General features: G+C 64.9%; 16 protein-coding genes. 15 read left to right on the top strand and 1 reads right to left on the bottom strand.

Going from position 1 to position 21373, the window contains the following annotated elements:
* The first annotated feature begins 23 nt into the window (after nucleotides 1-23).
* From M1P99_RS00325 to M1P99_RS00270, 12 genes are all read left to right on the top strand, one after another.
* The gene (locus M1P99_RS00325) at nucleotides 24-902 is read left to right on the top strand and encodes a glycosyltransferase family 8 protein (RefSeq protein WP_304450684.1); all 879 of its coding nucleotides are present in this window, start codon (nucleotides 24-26) and stop codon (nucleotides 900-902) included.
* A complete protein-coding gene (locus tag M1P99_RS00320) occupies nucleotides 899-1153 on the top strand; it encodes an acyl carrier protein (protein ID WP_304450683.1) in 255 nt (84 codons plus the stop codon). Before M1P99_RS00325 ends, M1P99_RS00320 begins: the two co-directional genes overlap by 4 nt.
* Before the next feature lie 25 nt (nucleotides 1154-1178).
* A complete protein-coding gene (locus tag M1P99_RS00315; RefSeq protein WP_304450682.1) occupies nucleotides 1179-2828 on the top strand; it encodes a carbamoyltransferase C-terminal domain-containing protein in 1650 nt (549 codons plus the stop codon).
* Between the two features lie 406 nt (nucleotides 2829-3234).
* Nucleotides 3235-4491, top strand: coding sequence for a glycosyltransferase family 4 protein (locus tag M1P99_RS00310; RefSeq protein WP_304450681.1), 1257 nt, complete (start codon nucleotides 3235-3237; stop codon nucleotides 4489-4491).
* A complete protein-coding gene (locus tag M1P99_RS00305; protein WP_304450680.1) occupies nucleotides 4484-5527 on the top strand; it encodes a nicotinate-nucleotide--dimethylbenzimidazole phosphoribosyltransferase in 1044 nt (347 codons plus the stop codon). Before M1P99_RS00310 ends, M1P99_RS00305 begins: the two co-directional genes overlap by 8 nt.
* A complete protein-coding gene (locus tag M1P99_RS00300) occupies nucleotides 5524-6153 on the top strand; it encodes an HAD family hydrolase (protein WP_304450679.1) in 630 nt (209 codons plus the stop codon). The genes M1P99_RS00305 and M1P99_RS00300 overlap by 4 nt, the downstream gene beginning before the upstream one ends.
* A complete protein-coding gene (locus M1P99_RS00295) occupies nucleotides 6150-7502 on the top strand; it encodes a class I adenylate-forming enzyme family protein (protein ID WP_304450678.1) in 1353 nt (450 codons plus the stop codon). The genes M1P99_RS00300 and M1P99_RS00295 overlap by 4 nt, the downstream gene beginning before the upstream one ends.
* Nucleotides 7483-8049: a hypothetical protein gene (locus M1P99_RS00290; RefSeq protein ID WP_304450677.1), complete on the top strand. Its 567-nt coding sequence runs from the start codon at nucleotides 7483-7485 to the stop codon at nucleotides 8047-8049. The genes M1P99_RS00295 and M1P99_RS00290 overlap by 20 nt, the downstream gene beginning before the upstream one ends.
* Complete coding sequence (locus M1P99_RS00285; RefSeq protein WP_304450676.1) at nucleotides 8046-11156, top strand: amino acid adenylation domain-containing protein; 3111 nt, start codon at nucleotides 8046-8048, stop codon at nucleotides 11154-11156. The genes M1P99_RS00290 and M1P99_RS00285 overlap by 4 nt, the downstream gene beginning before the upstream one ends.
* Nucleotides 11157-11173: 17 nt before the next feature.
* Nucleotides 11174-12490: a condensation domain-containing protein gene (locus tag M1P99_RS00280; RefSeq protein ID WP_304450675.1), complete on the top strand. Its 1317-nt coding sequence runs from the start codon at nucleotides 11174-11176 to the stop codon at nucleotides 12488-12490.
* Between the two features lie 294 nt (nucleotides 12491-12784).
* Nucleotides 12785-13747: an NAD(P)-dependent oxidoreductase gene (locus M1P99_RS00275; RefSeq protein ID WP_304450674.1), complete on the top strand. Its 963-nt coding sequence runs from the start codon at nucleotides 12785-12787 to the stop codon at nucleotides 13745-13747.
* 600 nt (nucleotides 13748-14347) lie between these two features.
* Complete coding sequence (locus tag M1P99_RS00270; RefSeq protein ID WP_304450673.1) at nucleotides 14348-15028, top strand: PIG-L deacetylase family protein; 681 nt, start codon at nucleotides 14348-14350, stop codon at nucleotides 15026-15028.
* Here M1P99_RS00270 and M1P99_RS00265 read toward each other — a convergent pair.
* A complete protein-coding gene (locus tag M1P99_RS00265) occupies nucleotides 15012-15425 on the bottom strand; it encodes an NUDIX domain-containing protein (RefSeq protein WP_369696575.1) in 414 nt (137 codons plus the stop codon). The two genes, M1P99_RS00270 and M1P99_RS00265, sit on opposite strands and share 17 nt — an antisense overlap.
* 1674 nt (nucleotides 15426-17099) lie before the next feature.
* Between M1P99_RS00265 and M1P99_RS00260 the strand changes: the two genes are divergently transcribed.
* The 3 genes from M1P99_RS00260 (at nucleotide 17100) to cas5c (ending at nucleotide 21370) form a co-directional block, all read left to right on the top strand.
* Nucleotides 17100-17867, top strand: coding sequence for a DUF2637 domain-containing protein (locus tag M1P99_RS00260; protein WP_304450671.1), 768 nt, complete (start codon nucleotides 17100-17102; stop codon nucleotides 17865-17867).
* A 615-nt stretch (nucleotides 17868-18482) separates the two neighbouring features.
* Nucleotides 18483-20675, top strand: coding sequence for a CRISPR-associated helicase Cas3' (gene cas3, locus M1P99_RS00255; RefSeq protein ID WP_304450670.1), 2193 nt, complete (start codon nucleotides 18483-18485; stop codon nucleotides 20673-20675).
* Nucleotides 20672-21370 carry a type I-C CRISPR-associated protein Cas5c gene (gene cas5c, locus M1P99_RS00250; protein WP_304450669.1) on the top strand — a complete coding sequence of 233 codons (699 nt, stop codon included), beginning with the start codon at nucleotides 20672-20674 and terminating at the stop codon, nucleotides 21368-21370. The genes cas3 and cas5c overlap by 4 nt, the downstream gene beginning before the upstream one ends.
* Nucleotides 21371-21373: the final 3 nt, after the last annotated feature.

Raw genomic sequence — 21373 nt, 5'->3', positions numbered from 1 at the left:
GTACTCACCCATCGACCACGACCGTGGCTTTCGCCGTCGACGAGAAGTATTGCCTGCCGCTGACGGTGGCCTGGCAGTCCCTCCGGGAACGCGACCATAATCTGGTCTCCTCGCTTGATATCAGGGTCCTGCATACCGGACTACCTCAGGCGTCCCAGCGTCGCCTGGCCGATCACGCATCGAGGCTGGGGATCGAGATCCGGCTTCATCGCGTCGACCTGCCGGCCATGGAGTATCCCGTCGCCTTCGGCGGTGCCCACGCGAACTATCTGCGGATGCTGTTGCCTCGAATCCTGCCCGAGGTGGGACGCGTGCTCTATCTCGACGCTGACCTCTTGGTGCTGGGTGACCTCCGAGAGGTCCTTAATGCAGACCTGCACGGGGCGTGCATCGGTGCTGTGCGTGATCCAGCCAACCCGGCCTATCGCTTCGGTAAGGCGATGCCCGGATGGGAGGAGCTGGGAATTCCTGGTGACCGCGAGTATTTTAACTCCGGTCTCATGCTCATTGATCTGGAACGAAGCCGCGAAGAAGGTCTCTTCGAGCGAGGGTTCCGCTTCGTCGAGGAGTGCCCTCAGCACATCCGGCTCTGGGACCAGGACGCCCTGAACTGGGCGGCAGACGACCGTTGGGAACGCTTCCCCGCTGAGTGGAACGCCTTCCCTTTCTCAGCTCTCAACCGAACCCCCTGGATCAGGTACAAGGCGGAGGAACTCATGCCCATGGAACGGCTGCTCGCCGTCGAAGACGGCGCGCGTGTTCTTCACTTCGCCTCGCCAGCCAAACCCTGGACGGGTTCCCTCCCGGTAGGCCATGCCTCCTCTCTTTACCGCGATTATCTCGACCCCGTCCTCGCAGCGGACGGTACCTCCTATGAAGATCTCATGAAGGGTGCAAAATGAACGACCGTAAGCAGATCGCCGAGTTGGTGTCGAAGCACATTGCCACTACCATTCCCGAATTGAGCGACCAGGAGGTGCCCGAGGACAAGGATCTGCGTGAATTTGCCGGATTCGATTCCCTTGGCATTCTGGAGAGCCTCGTGTGGCTGGAATCAGAGTTCGGTATCACGATCCCTGATGAGGAGCTCACAGTCGAGAAGTTCAGCTCCGTCACTAAAATGGTCGACTACGTTATCGACCACCGCGGATAGAGCCGCCTTAAGAAAGGACGGACACATGCGCGTACTCGGATTGGGTGGCTCCCACCACGACTTCAGCGCCTGCTTGGTGGAGGATGGGAACGTCGTCTCCGCTGTCGAGGAGGAGCGACTGAGCAGAGTGAAGATCGCCTTCGGTCTGGGGCCCCGGCTCCAGAGGTGTGCTGCGGCGGACTATGTCCTCTCCGAAGCGGGGATCACCGTCGACGACGTCGACGCCGTTGTGGCCAACGATTTCATCAACCCCGTCTACACACTGCGCTACCGCGACAGGATCGAGTGGATTGGGCACCACCTGGCGCATGCCGCCAGTACTTTCTACACTTCGCAGTTCGAACGCGCGGCGGTCATGGTCGTCGACGGGGTCGGGAGCGCGGTCGATAAGGGCGGGCTCCTGTACGGGGAGACGGTCTCTCATTACACGGGAGGACCGGACGGTCTGGATTACATCGGAGGCAGACACGGGAGGATCACCCGTAGGGAAAACCGATCGGACGATCCCTATGAGGATTCGGTCGGTTGGATGTACGAGACAGTGTCCAAGCTGATCGGCTTTATCGGCCCGGGAGGCACGGGCGAGCCGGGAAAGACGATGGGACTGGCCCCCTACGGAAACCCTAGGTACGTCACGGCATTCGAAGGCCTCTACCGGATCGCCGAAGGAGGATTCCAACAAAGCACCGAACAGCAGATCAATCTGCGCGAGCTGGTCACCAAAGAAATGGATCATGCAGCGGGATCTTCGGAACGGGACAGGGTACGGGCGGACTTTGCCTACGCTGTCCAACACCATACCGAACACATTCTGATCGAACTCGCGCGCTGGTTGCACGACCGGGCCGGTTCGGATGACCTCTGCCTGGCTGGCGGGGTAGCGCTCAACAGCGTCGCGAATTTCAAGATTCTGCAGCAGACCCCGTTCAAGCGGATCCACATCGTTCCCGCAGCCGGCGATGCAGGAACGGGAGTCGGTGCCGCTCTGCACGGATACTACGTCCTCGGCGACAGGACATGGAAACCCGCTGACCAGGTATTTTCGCCCTATCTCGGACGCGAGTACTCGCAGGAGGAGATCGATGGAGCGGTTCGGGAGGCTTCCACCCCTCTGAAGATCACGCGCCCCGACAACCTGTATCGGGAGATCGCCGGGAAGATCGCTGACGGTGCTGTGGTCGGGTGGTTCCAAGGCCGGTCAGAGTCGGGTCCGCGGGCACTGGGAAACCGCAGTATTCTCGCCGACCCCCGCCATTCGGGGATGAAGGATCTTATTAACGCGAAGGTCAAACACCGCGAAGCCTTTCGCCCCTTCGCCCCAGTCGTTCTGGAGGAACACCAGACCGAATACTTCGACTCGGACGTCAGCGCCTACTACATGCTGATGGTCCCCCAGGTGCGCGCGGAGAAGCGATCGGTCATACCCGCCGTCACACACGTGGACGGCAGCGCGCGACTTCAAACCGCCTCGTGGTCGCTGAACCCCAGACTGTGTGAACTCCTCACCGCGTTCCGCGAATTGACGGGCGTGCCTGTTCTGCTCAACACCTCGTTCAACGATCGAGATGAACCGATTGTCGAGACGCCCGCCGACGCTGTGCGCTGCTTCCTCAACACCCGGATGGACCTGCTGGTGCTCGGTGACGTTGTCGTGAGCAAGGAGGGCTTCGAGTGAGGGATCAGCCCTCCGCCACGTTCCTGGGCGATGGATTGGGCCTGAAGGCGTGCTCGGAGAGCGATAAGCGGAATAAGCCTCTCCATATGCTTTCGAACAGCCGTGACCTGCTCCTCCACGACACCGACTGCTACCGGGCGTTCGGGATTGAGGAGTTTATTCTGTGCCTCGGCCACGGCTCGTGGGCGATCAAGCCAGCGGCCCTTGAGGGGTCCGCTGCGCCCGCACCACGGGGAGCGATACGGGTGGGCTCCCCTCACATGGCGTTCGGGGAGGGCGTCCCCGAGGCACCCAGAGCCGAGCGCGTGCTGGCTGGCCATCCCTACCTGCCCGGGAGCGCTCCCGGGCATGCGGTGTGGCGAAAGGCGGAGCGGTTCCCGGTACGGGACACGATCGGAGCGCACCCATGAACGGTCCACACATCGTAGTGTTCTCGCGCGAGTACCCGCCCATTTCCGTCGGAGGGACGAGCACCGCCGCACGCGACGTGGCCAGAGGTTTGGCACGAATGGGGTGTCGGGTCTCCGTCGTCTCCTCCGGTTCCGGTACCTCCGGTTCCGCAGGGGAACAGGACGGCTCGGCACGGGTGTACCGGTCTGGTGCACAGAGAGTTTACGACGAGCACACAGGTCTGCGCGACCAGAGCATGCGGACCCACCGTGGTCTGTTCGCCGCCGCAGAGGGCGCGGTAAGGGAGTGCGGTCCTCCTGACATCGTCGTCTTCCCGGACCTGTTCTGCTATCCCGAAGCGGCCGCACTCGCACGACGATACGACGTTCCGCTTCTCAACATTCTCCTTCAGGACTTTCGCGGAAGCACGCCCTACGACGAGGGTGCGCACCAGGTCACCAACGGAGTCACGGCCCGAGCGTCCGACCTCCTAGCGTTGGAGGAGAAAGCGATCCGTGGAAGCGATCACACGGTATTCATCAGTGACGCTCTGCGGAAGGGTATCGAGGGCCACTATCCGGATCTCGACCGATCCCGCAGCGTCGTACACCTGGGCGTGGATTTCGAGGAGATTGACGCGGTCGCTGGGAGTACTCGACCAGCGACCTTGCGGGCGTCGTTGCCTGCCGACGCCGGCGAGAAGCCCCTCGTCGTGGCCTGCGGGCGCCTTGTGCCGTTCAAGGGGTTCTCTCCGCTCCTGAGAGCACTGTCCGAGACCACCAATCCCTCCCACTTGGTGCTCGTGGGTGTGGGCCCCGAGGCAGAGAAGTTGCGGAGCCTGGCTCTCGACCTCGATCTCCGGGACAGGGTCACGTTCGCCGGGGATGCCTCCCACCTTGACGCACTGGCGTGGATGGCGACGGCGGATGTTGCCGTGGTTCCGAGCCTATGGGAGTCGTTCTGCTACGTGTGTGCCGAGATGATGTCGTTCGCCAAACCTGTGGTCGTGTCCTCCGTGGACTCACTCAATGAGTTGATCCCGACTGACGAATACGGGTTCAGGGTCCCGGTTTCCGACTCGCTCAGGCACCGTGTCATCGATCCGGAAGACCTGCGGGAACAGCTCGACCTGGCACTCAGCGATCGACAGACCGCCATGGCGCGGGGCGAGGCGGCTAGGAAGCGCATTCAAGAGCACTTCACAGTGGAACTCTTCGCCGAGCGCCTGTCCACTCTGGTGGGGTCTTTGACAGGGGAGGCGAACCGTGTCTGAGGCGCTCGATGGCTTCTGCTCACAGATCCGGGCTCCGTCGACGCGCACGGCACGTCTCTGGGAGGTACGTCAGTTGACTCGGGCACGGCCGCTCCGCAGTCTCGGCTCGCTTGACGCCCTTGCCGAACGAGTGGCAGTGATTCTGGGAGACGCGGATCCGGGCCCCCTCCCAGCGGTGGTCAGTGTGATCGCCGGGGACCACGGAGTGGCCAAGAAGGGTGTTTCCCGCTTTCTACACGGTACGACGTCCTCGGTGTTCTCCCTCATCTCCTCCGGCGACGCCCCTGTGAACCACCTGGCCGCCCGAGTACCCGCTCGGGTGGAGGTGGCGGACTTCGGGATGGCGAACACGGTCGGGACGCGCAGGTACAAGGTCGCGAACGGCACGGAGGACCTGTCCGTGCGGGACGCGATGACCGTGGACCAGGCCCGTGACGCGGTCGCCAACGGGGCCTCCTTCGCGGAGGAGCGCTTGCTCCGGGGCTTCTCGGCCCTGGGGGTCGGAGAGATCGGGGTCGGCAACACCACGTCGGCCGCCGCGCTGACCGCCCGTCTTCTAGGGCTACCCGCGACCGCCGTCGTCGGCCCCGGGGCGGGATCCGGGGCCGAATCGGTGGAACGCAAAGTGGGCCTGGTCGAGACCGCGCTCGTGAGAACGGAGAACCATCCGGACGACCCGCTCCGCTTGCTCGCCGCGCTCGGCGGCTTCGAGATCTGCGGCAACGTCGGAGTGATCCTTGCAGCTGCCCGCGCCGGACGCGTTGTCGTTCTGGACGGGTTTATCACCGGGGTCTCCGCGCTGGTCGCCACCCGTCTGTGCCCTGACGCCGCGGGTTACCTCGTCGCCGCCCACCGCTCGACCGAACCAGCACACGAGTTCGTACTGGACGAACTCGGACTCCGGCCGCTTCTCGATCTGGACATGCGGTTGGGGATGGCCTCAGGCGCCGCGATCACCCTGGGGTTGATTAACACGGTCCTCTCCGTGTGCGCCTACACCCCCGCTGCGGCGAAGGTGGGGCTCGCGATCCGGTGAACACGCAATCCTCAGCGGTCGTCTTCGATCTCGACGGCACCCTTGTCGACTCCTGGAGGGCGCATGTGGCGAGCCTGCGCCACGCCGTGCGCACTGTCGGGCTGCCCGTACCGGACAGTGAGAGCTTCGCGGATCGCCAGCGTCCGACGGACCTGGAGACCCTGTCGTCCTTGGTGGGGGAGGACCGGCTGTCCTCGGGATTCGCTGCCTACCGGATCGCCTTCGGCCGTCTGTCGGGGACCGTGCGTCCCATGCCTGGTGCACACGCCCTTGTCTCGAGGCTGCGAGGATCAGGGGTCGCGCTGGGAGTCTGTACAGGCAGGTCACGGGTTGAGGCGCAGATGCTCCTGGATTCCGCAGGGCTGTCCGTCCCCCTCCTCACGGCCCGGGAGGACGCAGAGCCGCCCAAACCCGACCCGTGCGGGCTCCTGGCCGCGCTCCGGACCCTCGGCGTCGACCGTGAGCGCGCGGTCTATGTCGGTGACGGACAGGCGGACTCCGACCAGGGCGTGCGCGCCGGAGTCAGGACCTACGTCGTGGGCGCCGCGACCCTGGCGCCGAGGCCTGGCGTCACCTCGGTCGCCTCGCTAAGAGAACTCCCGATCCTCCGATGGAGGGGGCAATGACCAGACCCGTTCTTTTCGACGCGGTGAGAGAGGCGGCTGAGCACCGTTCTATCGCGATCACCACACGCGACGGCACACACACCTTTCTCGAACTGCTCTCCGCCTCCGAGCGCTACGCGCACACGATCCCGGAGGGGCCGGTGAGCCTGCGTGTCCACGATCCCGTGGCGGCGGCCGTCGTACTCCTTGCCTGTGACCTCGTGGGCACACCGGTCGTCCATGAGGATCCGGAGACGGTTCACCCGGCCATTGGAGCGACCATCACGGACGTCCCGGTGCCCGGTGCGAAGGTTTGGAAGGCTTCGGACACCCTCTCCTTGTGGACTTCTCCTGCGCCTGAGGGCGATGTGCCTGTGAGACTCCCGCAGCGCACGCACACCTTTCGCACCTCCGGGTCCACTGGAGCACCCACAGGTGTGGTCAGGACCGCGGAGGCCGTGCTGGCCGACGGCCGACGTGTCGCGGCGTTCCTGGACTATGGAGCAAAGAGCCCGGTCATCGTGTGCGCCCCGCTCTTCCACGTCTACGCCTTCAACTACGGCCTCGTGGGCACGCTGACGATCGGGGCCCCCACTCGCTACCTCCCCACGCGCTCGGTGCCGTCGCAACTGGTACGAGGCGCGAGGGAACACCGGGCCCGCACCTTGATCGCCCTGCCCGCGCACTACCGCATGCTTGCCTCCTCCCAGGACCTTTTCCAGTCCACCCTGCGCCGTGCCGTGTCAGCCGGTGCGCCGCTGGCCGAAGGTGTGGCCGCTGCCCTGCGGGAGAAGAGCTCCTTCACCCTTTTCAACTGCTACGGGTCGTCGGAGGCCGGCGCCGTGACCTTGGCCCCTGCCCTCGCGGATACGGCCGTCGTGGGAGAGCCCCTCCCGGGGGTGCGAACACGCCTGGACCAGGTGGACGAGGGAGAAGAACTCCTCCTCAAGACGGAGTCGCTCGCCGTCGGCCGACTCGGGCCGGACGGCTTCGTCCCTTTGGAAACGGACCAGGGCTGGTACCGCACCGGCGACCTCGTACGGTCGGCGACCGCCGGGATCCGCATTGTCGGACGCAGGGGGAGCGTCATCAACGTCGGGGGCAAGAAGGTGAACCCGTCCGAGATTGAGTCCGTTCTCAGGGGCCACCCGGCCGTGAGCGAGGTCCAGGTCCTTCCGGAGGCCCACCACGCCTACGGACACGTGCCCGTGGCGCGCGCCGTTGCGAAAGGCCCGACGTCGGTTGAGGAGCTGGTGGGCTGGTGCCGGAAGCACCTGGAAGCACACCAGATTCCGCGACGTATCGACCTCGTATCGGAGTTGCCGCGATCAGCGACCGGAAAGACCCTCCGTGATGTACACCGACAGTGAGCATGTCTCCCACCCCCGTCGTCAACTCACCAGGTTCGGCCCCGTGGGGCAAGCGCTTCTTATGACTGACGGAACGCTGACGCTCCTTCTCGGGCACTTCGCCGGGGAACGGATCATCGTCGATCGTCTGGCACAGCACGTGATCTCCGGGACCGCCGCGCCCCAGGGCCCCCTCCCGCCGGCGAAGGGGCCGGTGCTCGTGCGTGACGTGGACCTCGCGGGTGAGCACAGTGCCCGTACGTACGTGCGGGCCCGGTCGATCACCCGGCTCGAAGCGATTCCGACGGCGATGGGTGAGGAGCTCCTGACCTCCCGTACGCCTCTGGGAGTGCTGTTGAACAAGTACGGCCTCGGGGTGTTTCGCAGACCCTTGGGGATCCATGAGGGTTCGCCACTCGACGAGGGAGAGGTCAGCTGGACGTCGAGGTCCTCCCTCCTCTCAGTCGGTCGTTCCCCGGCGATTTCCCTTGTCGAGGCATTCCCCGACAACGTCCTCCTCGATTTGGACGCGGCCGTTCGAGACACCCGCGGAGGGGACATCCAGTGAGGGACATCAAGGACGGCTACCCGCTCTCCGCCGCGCAGGAAGGAATTCTGTTCCACAGCACGGCGTGCGCTGACCACAGTCTGTACGTCGAAACGGCCGCCTTCCGTGTGAGCGGGGCCCTGGACGTCGGCGCACTCACGGCGGCCTGGCAGGCCGCGACCGGACGGCACACCGTGCTGCGCACCGCATTCGTCCACGAACGCGTCAGTCCTCCGCGCCAGACGGTGTTCCCGGAGGCGAGCGTGCCAGTCGACCACCACGACCTGTCGGACCTGACCGGAGCTGCGAAGGCGGAGGAGGTAGCGGCACGGACAGACCGGCTGAGCGCCGAACCCTTCGATCTGGCCCGGCCTCCGCTGATCCGGCTGCTGGTCCTGCGTCTGGGCCCGACGGAGCACCTGATGGTCTGGGCCTACCATCACCTGATCCTCGACGGCCGGTCCGCAGCATCGCTGGTAGCCGAGGTCATCGCCGAACTCGGCGGTGTGGACGTGTGTCAGACACCCAGGGCACCGGAATTTCACGAGCACATCGCTTGGCTGGGATGTCGGAACTCCCAGGGCGACCGCGCCTTCTGGACCGAATACCTGGCCGGGTACCACGAACCCGCGGTGCTCACCTTGGCCGGCGTACGTCCTGGCGCCAAGCCTTCCGGCCGGTTCCGCACGGTACGAGCGAGCATCCCCGCTGAGACCACCCGTCGGCTGCGCGATGTGGCTGCCACCTGCTCCACCGGCCTCCTCGGTCTGGTCGAGGCCGCGTGGGCAGGCACCGTCTCCCGCTACTCCGGACGCGACGACGTGGTGGTGGGCACCACCGTCGAGAGCCGGCCTCCCCTGCCCGGAGCCGAGCGCATGGTCGGCATGTTCAGCAACACCGTGCCGGTGCGTGCCCGTGTCGACCCCGGCCTCCCTGCCAAGGAATGGCTCAGTAGGCACTCGGAGGACCGCCACCACGTGCAAGAGCACCGGCACACACCCCTTCTCGACATCCAGCACTGGGCTGGCACCGAGCATGGTGTGTCCCTGTTCGACACCGTCGTCGTCTTCGAGGACCATCCGGATCCGTCCCGGGCCCGGCCCGCAGGGACGGCGCCGCGGATATCGGCCGTGACCCACGAAACCCGCACCAACTATCAGGCCACCCTCGTCGTGCGGGACGACGGTGAACTGCTACTCCGACTCGTCGTGGACGCCGGGGTGTTCGATGAGGACGAGGCCCGGCGCACGCTCGCTCACACGACGGCCGTGCTCGGGCGCCTCGCCGACCGTCCGGACGTGCCCGTACGTGCACTCCTCGCGGTTCCGGAAGAGACACGGACTCTGCTTCTCGACCACTGGAACGGCGACGACGTCGACCGCACCCCGCCTCGTACGCTGCTCCCAGGCCTGATCGACAAGGCACTCGCCGAACGCCCCGACCACCCCGCAGTCGTCTGCGACACAGTCACCTACACCTACCGAGACCTGGACGCCCGGGCCACCGCCCTCGCCCACCGCATCGCCTCCCTTGGAGCCGGACCCGGTGACCGTGTCGGCGTCTGCCTGGGACGCGGCGCCGACCTGGTCACGGCGTTACTCGCGATCGCCCGTACGGGAGCCGCTTTCGTACCGCTGGACCCGGACCATCCCGCTGACCGCACCGCCTACATCCTGCGCGACGCCGCGCCAACGCTCGTGCTCACTGACGATGCCGCGCGCCTCCCGGAGTGCTGGAACGGGCACGTCCTCGACCTCGCTCGACAGGGACCGAGCACGTCAGCCGCTTCCGACGGCCTGCCCGGCGCCGTCGCGGACTCCCTGGCCTATGTCATCTACACGTCCGGTTCCACAGGTCGTCCCAAGGGCGTCGCCATCGGCCACCTCGCCCTCGCCAACCTGGTGGACAGCCTGGCCCTGCGCCATCCGGGTCTCGGGCCCGACGACCGGTTCCTGGCACTGACCACTCTCACCTTCGACACCTCGCTGGCTGAACTCCTGGTGCCACTCGCGGTCGGGGCCACGGTGCACGTCGGAGGCGGCTCACTCGCGCTCAGCGGCAGAGCAGTCGACGCCTATACGGCCAAGAACGCCATCACGGTGCTGCAGGCCACCCCGTCCCGCTACCGGGCCCTGCTCGACTCCGGTTGGCGCGGCGTCGGCCGTCCCCGCCTCTACAGCTGTGGCGAGGCGTTCCCCGCCGACCTGGTCGAACCACTCGCCAAGCGGGGGGAATCGGTGTGGAACATGTACGGACCGACCGAGACCACCGTCTACTCCAGCTTCGAACGGATCCACGCCGGCACCACACGGATCAGCGTCGGACGCCCCATCTCCAATACCTTCCTGCGGGTGCTCGACTCGCGCGGAGACCTCGTCCCCCTCGGCTGTGTCGGTGAGCTGTGCATCGGCGGCGACGGTGTGGCCGACGGCTACTGGAACCGGCCCGAACTCACCGCGGGCCGCTTCGTGCCGGACCCTTACGCCGGGCCGCACGGGCGGATGTTTCGCACCGGAGACCACGCACGGACTTTGTTGGACGGCAGGCTGGAGGTACTCGGCCGGATCGACAGACAACTCAAGCTGCACGGCTACCGCATCGAGCCAGGAGAGATCGAACAGGTGCTGCTGGAGACCCCCGATGTCGCGGCCGCAGCCGTCGACGTACGTGAGGGCCGGCTCCTGGCCTGGACCGTATTGGATGGCCGCAGTGGCCAGGCCACGCCCGATGAACTCCGCCAGAGGCTACGCCACCGCCTCCCCTCTTACATGGTCCCCGAGACCGTCGTCGTCCTCAAGGAGCTACCGCTCACCCCGGCAGGAAAGACTGATCTTCTCGCGCTCGACGTGCCCCCCGGGCGGCCGGTGTCCGAAGCATCGGCACCGGAATCGGCTGGGGAGCTGGAGGAAGTGGTGGCGCGGCTGTTCCGTGAGGCGCTTGCAGTGCCGCATGTAGGCCTTGACGACGACTTCTACGCGCTGGGAGGGGACTCCCTGCTCGCGATGCGGCTCGCCGTCATGCTCCAGGCGGAGCTGGACCTTGACTTCGACGTGGAGAGGATCTTCGATCACGCGACGGTGCGCGAAGTGGCCTCCGGACTTGCCGCACCGACCACCAACAGCGAGTGACACGGAAAGGTCGTCCATTGGCTACTACCAGGGTCGAGAACTTCGAGGGCTTCAAGGACAGGCACGGTCCCCTCACATGGGGCCAGCGCCACTACTGGACGATCCTGGCGGGACATCCGATGAATCGCCGCCAGTTCTCCCTCCGTCAGCACTGGCGGATTCCTGCGGGTGCCAATCTGGAACTCGTCTGCTCTGCCGTGCGAACGCTGGTGGAGAGGCATGAGGCCCTGCGCACCCACATCTTCTTCCACGGTGACGGGGAGCCGATCCAGCGCGTCCGCGGATGCGGATCGTTCCAGATAACAGTGAGGGACGTCGGCCACGAGGCGACGGAGGCAGACGCGGAGGAAGCCGCCGGCGACATGGCGGCGCAGGACTTCCGGCTCAACGAAGAGTTCCCCATCAGATTCCAGGTCCTGCTGGCGGACGGCGAACCGGTGTTCCTGGCGGTGGTCGTCTCCCACCTCGCCGTGGACGGCTACGCGTGTGGTGTTCTCGAGGGCGAGTTTATGGAGGTTGTCAGGGGAGACAAAGATCTCGCCCCGCCCAGCAAGCAGCCCTTGGATTGGGCAGAAAAGGAGCGTTCCTCCGCCGGTGCTTCCGTCAACCGGCGTAGCCTGACGTACTTCGATGAGCTGCTTCGTGCGCATCCGGTCTCACTGTTCCCGCGAGATAACGCCATGGAGAACGTGGGCCGAGAAGGGTTCCCCGTGGTTCTTGGTCATGGCGTTGGCCTGGGTGCAAAAATCAGTGAGCTCTCCGGGAGATGGAAGTCACCGGTTTCCGCCGTGGCTCTGGCCTCGCTGGTAAGGTCCCTCGCACACCACTCCGCGACGGACGTCTTCCCACTCGGCCTGACAAGCTCCAACAGATTCCTTCCGGGAGCGGACGGGTATGTCGGCATGCTGGCCCAGAACACCGCTCTCGGCGTCAGGACCGCCGGCAAGTCGACACGAGAACTGGCGGGTGAGATCCGGCGCAGTCAGATGGCGGCCTATCAGAGCGCCGCATACGACCAGGGTGATCTGGACGCCCTGCTGGAAGTCGCACATCCGGGTGCCGATCGTGTGGGGTTCGGGGCGGTGAGCCACTTCGTGAACTTTCAGCACGGATACGTCTTCCCGCCCCGGCCTGACGGCATCGCCCCGGAATTGCCTCCGTACTTCCTCTGGCACGGGGATCGGGTGCCCTACGAAATCCCCAGATTTGGGATCATCATTTCGTCAGACGATCATGACTTGGGCGTACGCATATTCGCCGACCCGGCGGCTCTTCCTGTTTCGAAGGTCGAGTCAATTATCAAGACCTTCTTCGACGAGTTCATCGGGCATTGATGGGTTTTTCCCTTGTGTGATGCTGTGATGTCGGTGTGGACGAGATGACATATTCGCGGGAGATTATAGCTAAATTATACCAAACCTAGTGGCCGTTCTAATTTTAAGGTGTAAAAACCACCTGAGGATCAGAAGAGTATTGAGGATCTGGGCTTCGTTCCTGGGAGAAGATGTCAGAAGATCACTGAATTTGTCCGATTGAACCTCACATACACCGCACTGTTAAATCGCCGTGCCAAACCTGGCCCGGTTTGTTCATCACCCCCTCTAGAAAGCACGCTTGTGGACTCGGTTTTGATCACCGGCGCTGCCGGCTTCATCGGCGGCGCGCTCACTAGCCTTCTACGCCAACGCGGCATCACCGTCCACCCACTGGACGACCTGTCGGTGCCCAGCCTGCTGCCCTCTCCTCCCGGGCTGGATCGCCGCGACGTGCGCGCCCTGCACTCTACGGACTTGGACAGCGTCGATACCATCGTGCACCTGGCCGCACGCAAATCCGTCCCCGGCAGTTTCGCCGACCCTAGTGCCCTGTCACACAATCTCTCCGTCGACCATCACATTCTGCGCACATTCGCTGGCTCTAGAGCCCGGCGCCTGCTGATGGCGTCCACCTGCGAGGTTTACGGCGACCGGCCCGGTCCGTTAGCCGAGACCTGTCAATGCGTGCCCCGCTCGCCGTACGCGACTGGAAAGACCGCCAGCGAACTCCTCGCCGCCGTGTACCGTCCCCTTTTAAATGCCTACCAACAGATCGGTGTCGTCCGATTCTTTAATATCTTCGGGCCAGCAGAAGGCGCCGATGCGGTTGTTCCAGCCTTCCTGGACGCTGCCGCCCACGACGGACAGCTCACGATCGAGGGCGACGGGACCCAATCCCGAGATCTGACCCACATCGATGACGCAATGCTGATGATTCAGCGGATTCTGGACGAACCCAATCTGGCGTCCGTGGTTAATCTCGGCTCCGGTCGCACCATAACCGTTCATCAGATAGCCGAGTCAGTCCTGGAACTGACTGGCAGGGGCAAAATCGTCCATGCGCCCGCCCGCACCAACGAAATCCGTTCCTTCACCGCTGACATGCGTCTGTTTACTGATACCTACGGACATGTGCCCGCCCTCTCTTGGGAGCATGCTCTGGCCCAGACCTACCGTGAACGCGCAAGGCTGAGGGATCTGGTAGGAACCCCGTGCGACACGCCTGCTCCTAACGGCCTTCACGCGAGGTCGTCCCTCCGTGAGGTACGACCGTGACCGATCCCCTCCCGTGCCCGACGGTTGAGACCCTGTCGCTCTGAGCACCTTCACGTTCTGCTTCATTCCGCACACCGAAGCAGTCAATGCCCTCCTCGATTAACGTAACCCTCTGGCAACCACATCCTGGTATCGCCCCGCTGACGGGGGCACATACCAAGTCCCTTCCTGGATCGACCAGACTCGAGCACCTCACCGCCTCGGTCGAGCGCTCTACGCACCGACTAGGCTGCGCACCGGAAGTGCATTGGTCGGTTGCGCGGTCCTGGCTGGTGAAGTCGCCCGCACCCCGCACCAGATCACCAGGTCGGAACAGTTACCCAGGTAGTGGACCTCCAACGGGAGTATGGGCCGACTGCGATCTTGGAACACATATGTACGCGCACACCACTTCGCGTTCCCATACGAACCGAGCCCTGAGGACTCCGACTCGTCGAGCACGCCCTGAGAAACAGGGGCATGCTCCTTTCCGCTGACACTCGACCGGGGACGTACGAACTGTGTCTACGCCCCTCCCATCACCCACTGCACCATCTTCAACACCCTTAGGACCGACGCGATGCCTTGCGCGCCGCACCAATCAACACCCTGAAGGAACCCATGACGAGTTCAGAACGAGTCCTGGCCGTGGCTGCGCATGCAGACGACGAGATCATTGGCGCGGGAGGAACCCTGGCCATGCATGCCGCCGCAGGAGACCAACTGTGCATTCTCGTCCTCAGCAGCACTGCCAGTAGCCGTTCCGGTATCGACCACACCCAGGTTCACCAGCACCGTGCCGACTGTGCCCGCGCGGTTGCCCATCTCTACGGCGCAGAGCTCCACCTGGGAGCGCTGCCGGACAACCGGTTCGACACTGTCGAGCGGCTGGACATCGTCCAGCAGGTTGAGGAAGTCATCGGTCAGTGGCGGCCCACGCGGATTTACTCCCATTCTCCGGCCGACCTGAGCCTGGACCACCAGATCACGGCGCACTGCACCGCTACTGCGGCTCGTCCCCTGCCCGGCTCGCCGGTCCGTGCCCTGCTGGCATGGGAGATTCGATCGGCCACCGAATGGGCTACGACGCCCTTCCAACCCACCTGGTTTCAACCGCTCACCCCAGCCGCCCAGGAACTGAAAAATCAAGCTCTGAGGATCTATGACTCTGAGATGCGTCCCTGGCCCCATCCACGCTCTTACCAGGGCATGCACGTGCAGGCCCAGGTTCGGGGTGCTCAGGTTGGCCATGAGGCGGCAGAGGCCTTCGCTTTGGTGCGGTGCGTTAACGCGCTGGAGTGAACCACGCGGTGGTGCGACCACTGAGTACTAGTTCGATGCGATCCTGAATACGGCGGCTCATGTGCGGCAACCGATCCGGGGCAAACCATGCAACCTCGAGTGACTCATCATCGGCCGCATGGGCTTCTTGGAGATGATCCACCGGTCGGCATCGAAAGGTTAGCTCCAGGTACTGGGCCCGATCCCCGTGAGGATGCCTCACCGCGGGGGAAACCGTGACGCTGACGAGGCATTCAGGCACCACCTGAACACCGGTCTCCTCTAGAACCTCCCGCACCACACCATCTGCGGGCTGTTCCCCCGGATCGAGAATGCCACTGAGTAGGGACCACTCCCGGTTGTCAGATCGTTTCTGCAAAAGCACACTACCACTGTGATCAACAACTACAGCGTTCACCCCCGGTAGCCACAACAGGTGGTCAGAACCTACCTTTTCGCGGAGGCAGGAGACAAATTCCGGAATCACGTGAAATCCTAATTCAAAGATTGCTAAAATGGACTGGGGCGTCTGCCCGATTATATATGAAATTCAGTGAATGTTTCGGTGTCGACCGTTCTGGGTGTAGCTGTGATTCAGGTTTAAGGTGGTTTCGGGGTGGTGAAAACTCAACAGCTCCTTTCTTGTTTGGCCACTGCCTTGATTGTTCGTTGGCATATAATCTCTAATTTCTGCCATGGAGGAAAAATGGCACCCGCTGTTGCTTTAAAGGTTGCTGGTGCTACGAGATCGGCAGCGCAGGCGCGGGTGCTCGATCTGGGAGTGTCAAGACAGCAGCGCCCGCTCGTAGCCTTTGCTCAACTCCAGCCACATGACGATGGTCGGGCAGTCCATCAGGTCTGTGGGTAGGACGCGACCTCCGGTTTCCCAGTGGAGGGTCTTCATGGACCATGACTGGCCCTGGCAGGAGTCGTCGCGACTCGCAGACCGCCCGCCGCTTGATCTGCCAGTCGGCCGCGAGTCATCGGGTCTCTCTCTCCGTCACGCAGGGATCATCCCATAAGTGGGGTGGTCAAACTAAAAGGAACCCAATGCCGCGTCGCCGACGTGCCTAGTCGAGGTAATGAAGACGGTGAGGGCTCGCTCGGGGTGGACTGGACGTAGACGAGCGGCCGTAGTCGTCCGGCCTCCGCCCGATCTCCTCGTCGCCCCACGGGCGCCGCTGCCTCCGCCACCTCGCCCTCGTGGATGCCGCCATCGCGGGGGTTCAGTCGTCGCTTCCGAAATGGAGCAGCGGATCATCGTGGAGGTTGGGATTCGGGACTTGGTGGATCTGAGGCGATGCCCATCATGCCGGGCTGGTTGAGGTCGCGTTTGGTGGGACGGAGGAAGCCGCCGTAGTCACGGGTGGCCGCGAACTCGCAGGGGTGGCACCGGCGGCGGTGGCGGTGTGGGGTCTCAGGATCTCCTTGACATCTTGGTGTCGGGAGATGCTTGACGTTCCGGCTGGGCCCCTTGCCCTTGACCTAGAGTCGGGTGACCGGCCGGTCCTGGGTTCTTGCGAGGCCGGACCGCGATCTCTTCATCGCCGTGCAGGACACGCAAGTGGGTGTCCTCGATGACGCCCCCGGCATGTCGCGGACTGAGCTTGATGAACTGTTTGGCGACCATGATCCGGCCACTGGCGTGCACCCTGCGCGGGGCACGCAGCGGTCCGTCAGGCAGCGGCGAGGGTGGAAGCGGTGTAGACGGGGTTTTCGGGCTCCCTGGAGACGGGCCAGGCGGTCGGTGTCGACTGGGCAGGGCCGGGTACCGATCAGGGCATCTTCGGCGATGGCGTGCATGAGGTGCTCGTCCAGGCACAGGACGACCCGGCGGCCGGCCCAGGCGAACCCGACCAGGTGCTGTTCACCGGCGATGGTCACGGTGCCGTGCCGGGAGACCACGCGTTCGATCTCGACGGCTCCGCCTTCGGAGAGGGCGGGGGTGCTGTTGAGTCGGCGCAGCGAGGGCGAGGGAACTGCAATCCAAGCTGATGAGGATGGGGGTTCGAGTCGGAGGGGGGACTCGCCAGTTACGTACATGCCGCTGACCCTGTCCGCGGACCTGGCGTTGGACGGGCGGTGACCTGCGATGGATTCTTCCCGCTGGTCCCGCTGGACAACCATCGCCGCCGTGCTGATGCTGGCGGTCATCGCGGCCGTGGTGAGCTACAGCCACATGTACGAACTCGCCCTGCGCAACGGCGAACCCGAGTGGCGCGCGGCCCTGTTCCCGCTCTCGGTGGACGGCATGATCGTTGCCTCCTCCATGACCCTGCTCAGTGACGCCCGCAACGGCCGCAAGGGCGGCCTGCTGCCCTGGACCCTGCTGATCATCGGTTCCGGTGCCTCCCTCGCGGCCAATGTCGCGGTCGCCGACCCCACGATGTGGTCGCGCATCATTCACGCCTGGCCGTCCTTCGCCCTGATCGGCGCGTACGAGCTGCTCATGCGGGAGTTCCGCACGACTGCGAAAAGCGTACGCACTGCGTCCGCAACCGATGAGCAGCCGAACCCCGATGCGCTGGAGGGTGGGATCACACAGGCGAGCTCGGATTCCAACGATGTTCCTGCCCAGGATGTGGCGTACGCAGGTGCTCGTTCGCGTACGCACGTGCGGGTGGTCGAACAGTCGGATGAGCCGCAGGGCGAGGGCGCACCACCGCTCCAGGTTGAGGCGTGGCAGTGGGCTCTGGGCAATCGCGGCGATGATGGTGAGCTTCCCAGCGGCAAGGAGATCGCGGAGCGTTTCGGCCGTAAGGAGCGCTGGGGCAGGTTGATCAAACAGAAGGGACAGCGAGGACAGCTTGGGGGTGCGGCTTCGATCTTGGTTGAAAGGAGCTCAGTCGCGGTGGGCTGAGCGTTACCCTCAGCGTGCGTCCAACTGGGCTGTGAAGGGGTGGTTAGGAACCGGAAGTGATCATGAAGTTCCGGGAAGGTTCCCAGCTCGTTTTCGTCGGTGATGGGAAGTAGTGTCCGATCTTGAGTCAGCGCGCAGTTCTGGCCCGCAGGACGTTTGGGCAGGGTGCGCGCTGTGGCGGTCGCCCTCCGGGGCGGCCGAGGATCGCAACGTCCCCCCGCCCCCTAGACCCCCATCCCCCCTAGCGGTGGCGGTCGCCCTCCGGGGCGGCCGAGGATCGCAACGAGCCGGACGGCGTCACACCCCAGGAGACCACCGAGGTGGCGGTCGCCCTCCGGGGCGGCCGAGGATCGCAACGATCACCGCTTCCAGCATGAACACCCCAAGCGGCAGCTGTGGCCCTGTCAGCCGTCGTGATGGTTCGGTTCTCACCGCATCCGCTGGAGTTTCAGGGGGTTTGATGGTTTTTGACTATTTTGGGAATTAATGAGAAATTAGGGACTTTTGCGATGTGTCTCTTTTGTCGTTTTTCTTGAAGTGCTGAGAATTGTCGTCGGCCTCCAGTAGGTTCCTTGCTCGTGGCATTCGTGAACGAGTTGGGCTTGGAGCGCACCTGTGGCCTTGTGGGGGCATAGCGTCAACCACCAGGGAAAACGACATTCCCTGGAAGATCATCTGAAGGGGACCGGTCGTCGTGCCGGACAGGCCGCGAGTGTGTTTCGGGCTGCTGCTCTGGCCCGTCACCTGGGTCATCTGCATGACGTGGGGAAAGGCGCTTGCGACTGGCAGGACGGGCTGCTGCGGGCCGAGTGCAGCGGTGGGCGGGTCGGTATCCCGCACAAGCACGCCGGAACCTGGCTGGCCGAACAACAGGGCCTGGCGGTGTTCTGCGGGGTGGTGTTCGGCCATCACGGCGGGCTCCTGTCGTGGGCCGATCTCAAGAAAGAGCTGGACCAGGCCGAGGGTAAGTACAAGCTCCAGGTCGAGGAGGCCATCGACCGCGTCAGCAAGATCATCCCGGAAATCCTGACCGGACCCGGGCTGCCCGCCTGGATCGAACAGTCCCAGGATCCGATGGCCGTGGACGTGCTGGTCCGCATGGTCTTCAGCGCGGTCGTGGACGCCGACTACCTCGACACCGCCGAGCACTTCGACGGACGGCCCCGTCTTCCCCACACCCTGAACGCGGCCGACCTGGTGAGCCGGTTCGAGAGCGCACGGCAGCAGAAGCTGGCCGACGCCGTGGCCTCACCTGTGAACTTGTTGCGCAACGAGGTCTACGACCAGGCCGTGGCCGGCGCTGCGGGGCCGGTGGGCTTGTACCGCCTTCCCTCACCCACCGGGTCGGGCAAGACCTTCTCCGCTGCGGCCTTCGCGCTGCACCACGCGGCCGCCAACGGTCTACGGCGGGTCATCGTGGCGGTGCCGTTCATGTCGATCACCGAGCAGAACGCCCAGGTCTACCGCGACCTGCTCGACCATCCCGGCCACACCCCCGTGGTGCTGGAGCACCACAGCGGCATCGACCTGGACAAGCCGGGCAAGACCGTCTCCGCAGCGGAGCGGTGGCGGCGCCTGGCCGCGGAGAACTGGGACTCCCCGTTCGTGGTCACCACCACGGTGCGCCTGTTCGAGTCCTTGTTCAGCAACCAGCCCGCCGCGATGCGCCGCCTGCACAACATCGCCGGGTCCGTGCTCGTACTGGACGAGGTCCAAGCCCTGCCGGACGCCATGCTGCGGCCCATCCTGTCGATGCTGCGCACCCTGACCGAGCACTTCAACGTCACGGTGCTGCTGGCCTCGGCCACCCAACCCGCCTACGGCAACCTCCAGGTCGTGCGCAACCTGCCCGTGCACGACCTGGTCCCCGAACCGGAACGGCTGTACAAGGCGCTGAACCGGGTCCGCTACCAGTGGTGGATCTCCCCGAAGCCCACACCCGACCAGGTCGCCCAGCGCGCCGCGGCTCAGCGCCAGAGCCTTGTCATCTGCAACACCACAGCCCAGGCCGCCGAGCTGCACACCCTGATGGAGCAGCACCGCGCTCCCGAGGGCGGTCGGGTCTGGCACCTGTCCACCCGCATGGCCTCCGCGCACCGCAAACGCCACCTGGAGGAGATCCGCAGGCTTTTGAAAGCGGGCGAGCCGGTGGCGGTGGTCTCCACCCAGCTCGTCGAAGCCGGGGTGGACCTGGACTTTCCCATGGTGCTCCGCGCGTTCGCGACCGCCGAGGCGATGCAGCAGGCCGCCGGCCGGTGCAACCGCAACGGGCACCTGGCCGAAGGCGACGTGGTCATCTTCGACATCGACGGTTGGGACAAGGCCGCAGAGCGCATCTACGGCCCGGCCCTGGGGGTGACCCAGGAGTACTTCGGTCCCGGCCGAGCCCTGCCCGACGACGTCACGGTCATGGACGCCTACTACACCGAGCGTTTCGCGCGCGCCAACGTCGAAGCTGTCGGCGCACACATCCAGGACCGGCGCGAGAACGCCGACTTCCCCGAGGTCGCGAAGCTGTTCCAGATGATCGAGGAGCACACCGTCCCCGTGGTGGTCCCGCGCAGCACCAAGGACGCAGCCGAACAAGCCGAGTGCCATCGCCTGATCGGCCAGTTGCGTGCCGGCGCCCCGGGTAGCGGCGACCTGCTGCGCTGGCTGCGGCCCTATATCGCCAGCCTGCCCAAGGCCCTGGCCCGCAAGCACGCCGACCTGACGAGCCCGGTCCTGGGCGACCTCGTCGAATGGCTGGGCGATTACGACGATCAGCGCGGCATCGAGTTGTCCGATTCGAAGGAGTACGTGTTTTGACCCGACCCCGCCACCGCCCCGGCCAACACCCATCCCTGGTGGTGGAGGTCGAGGGCCCCAACGCCTGCTTCACCCGCCCAGAGTTCAAGACCGAACGGCTCAGCTACCCCGTCATGACCCCATCCGCGGCCAAAGGGGTCCTGGAAGCGATCTTCTGGAAACCGGAGTTCGCCTACCAGGTGCTGCGTATCCAGGTGCTCACCCCCATCCGCTGGTTCTCCGTCCGCCGCAACGAGGTGGACTCCACCCTCTCCCTGGACTGGGTGCGCACGGCCATGAGCGACCACCAGCACCGCTTCGACGCCGAACAGCACCGCGACCAGCGCAACATGGTGTGCCTGCGGGATGTGGCCTACCGCATCCACGCCCAGATGCGGATGCGACCACACGCGGACGCGCCCGAGGCCAAGTACCGCGACCAGTTCCGCCGACGCGTCGAACGCGGCGCGTGCTTCTCCCAACCCTTCCTGGGCACCCGGGAGTTCTCCGCCTCCTTCGGTAAGGCCACCAGCCGGGGCCCGATCGACCACACCGAGGACCTGGGGGTGATGCTGCACAGCATCGACTACACGGGCGGCCGTGAGTCCTACCGGTGGTTCCACGCCCAACTCGAACGGGGGGTCCTGGCGGTTCCACCACAAGGAGCCGAGCTGCCCACCGCCTCTGCCGGAGTCCGTGCCGGTGGGAGGGGATGAGCC

This window comes from Nocardiopsis sp. YSL2, from assembly GCF_030555055.1.
Classification (GTDB): domain Bacteria; phylum Actinomycetota; class Actinomycetes; order Streptosporangiales; family Streptosporangiaceae; genus Nocardiopsis.
The sequence above is the reverse complement of the archived record's forward strand: the minus strand, read 5'-3'. Positions and strand labels throughout refer to the sequence as shown.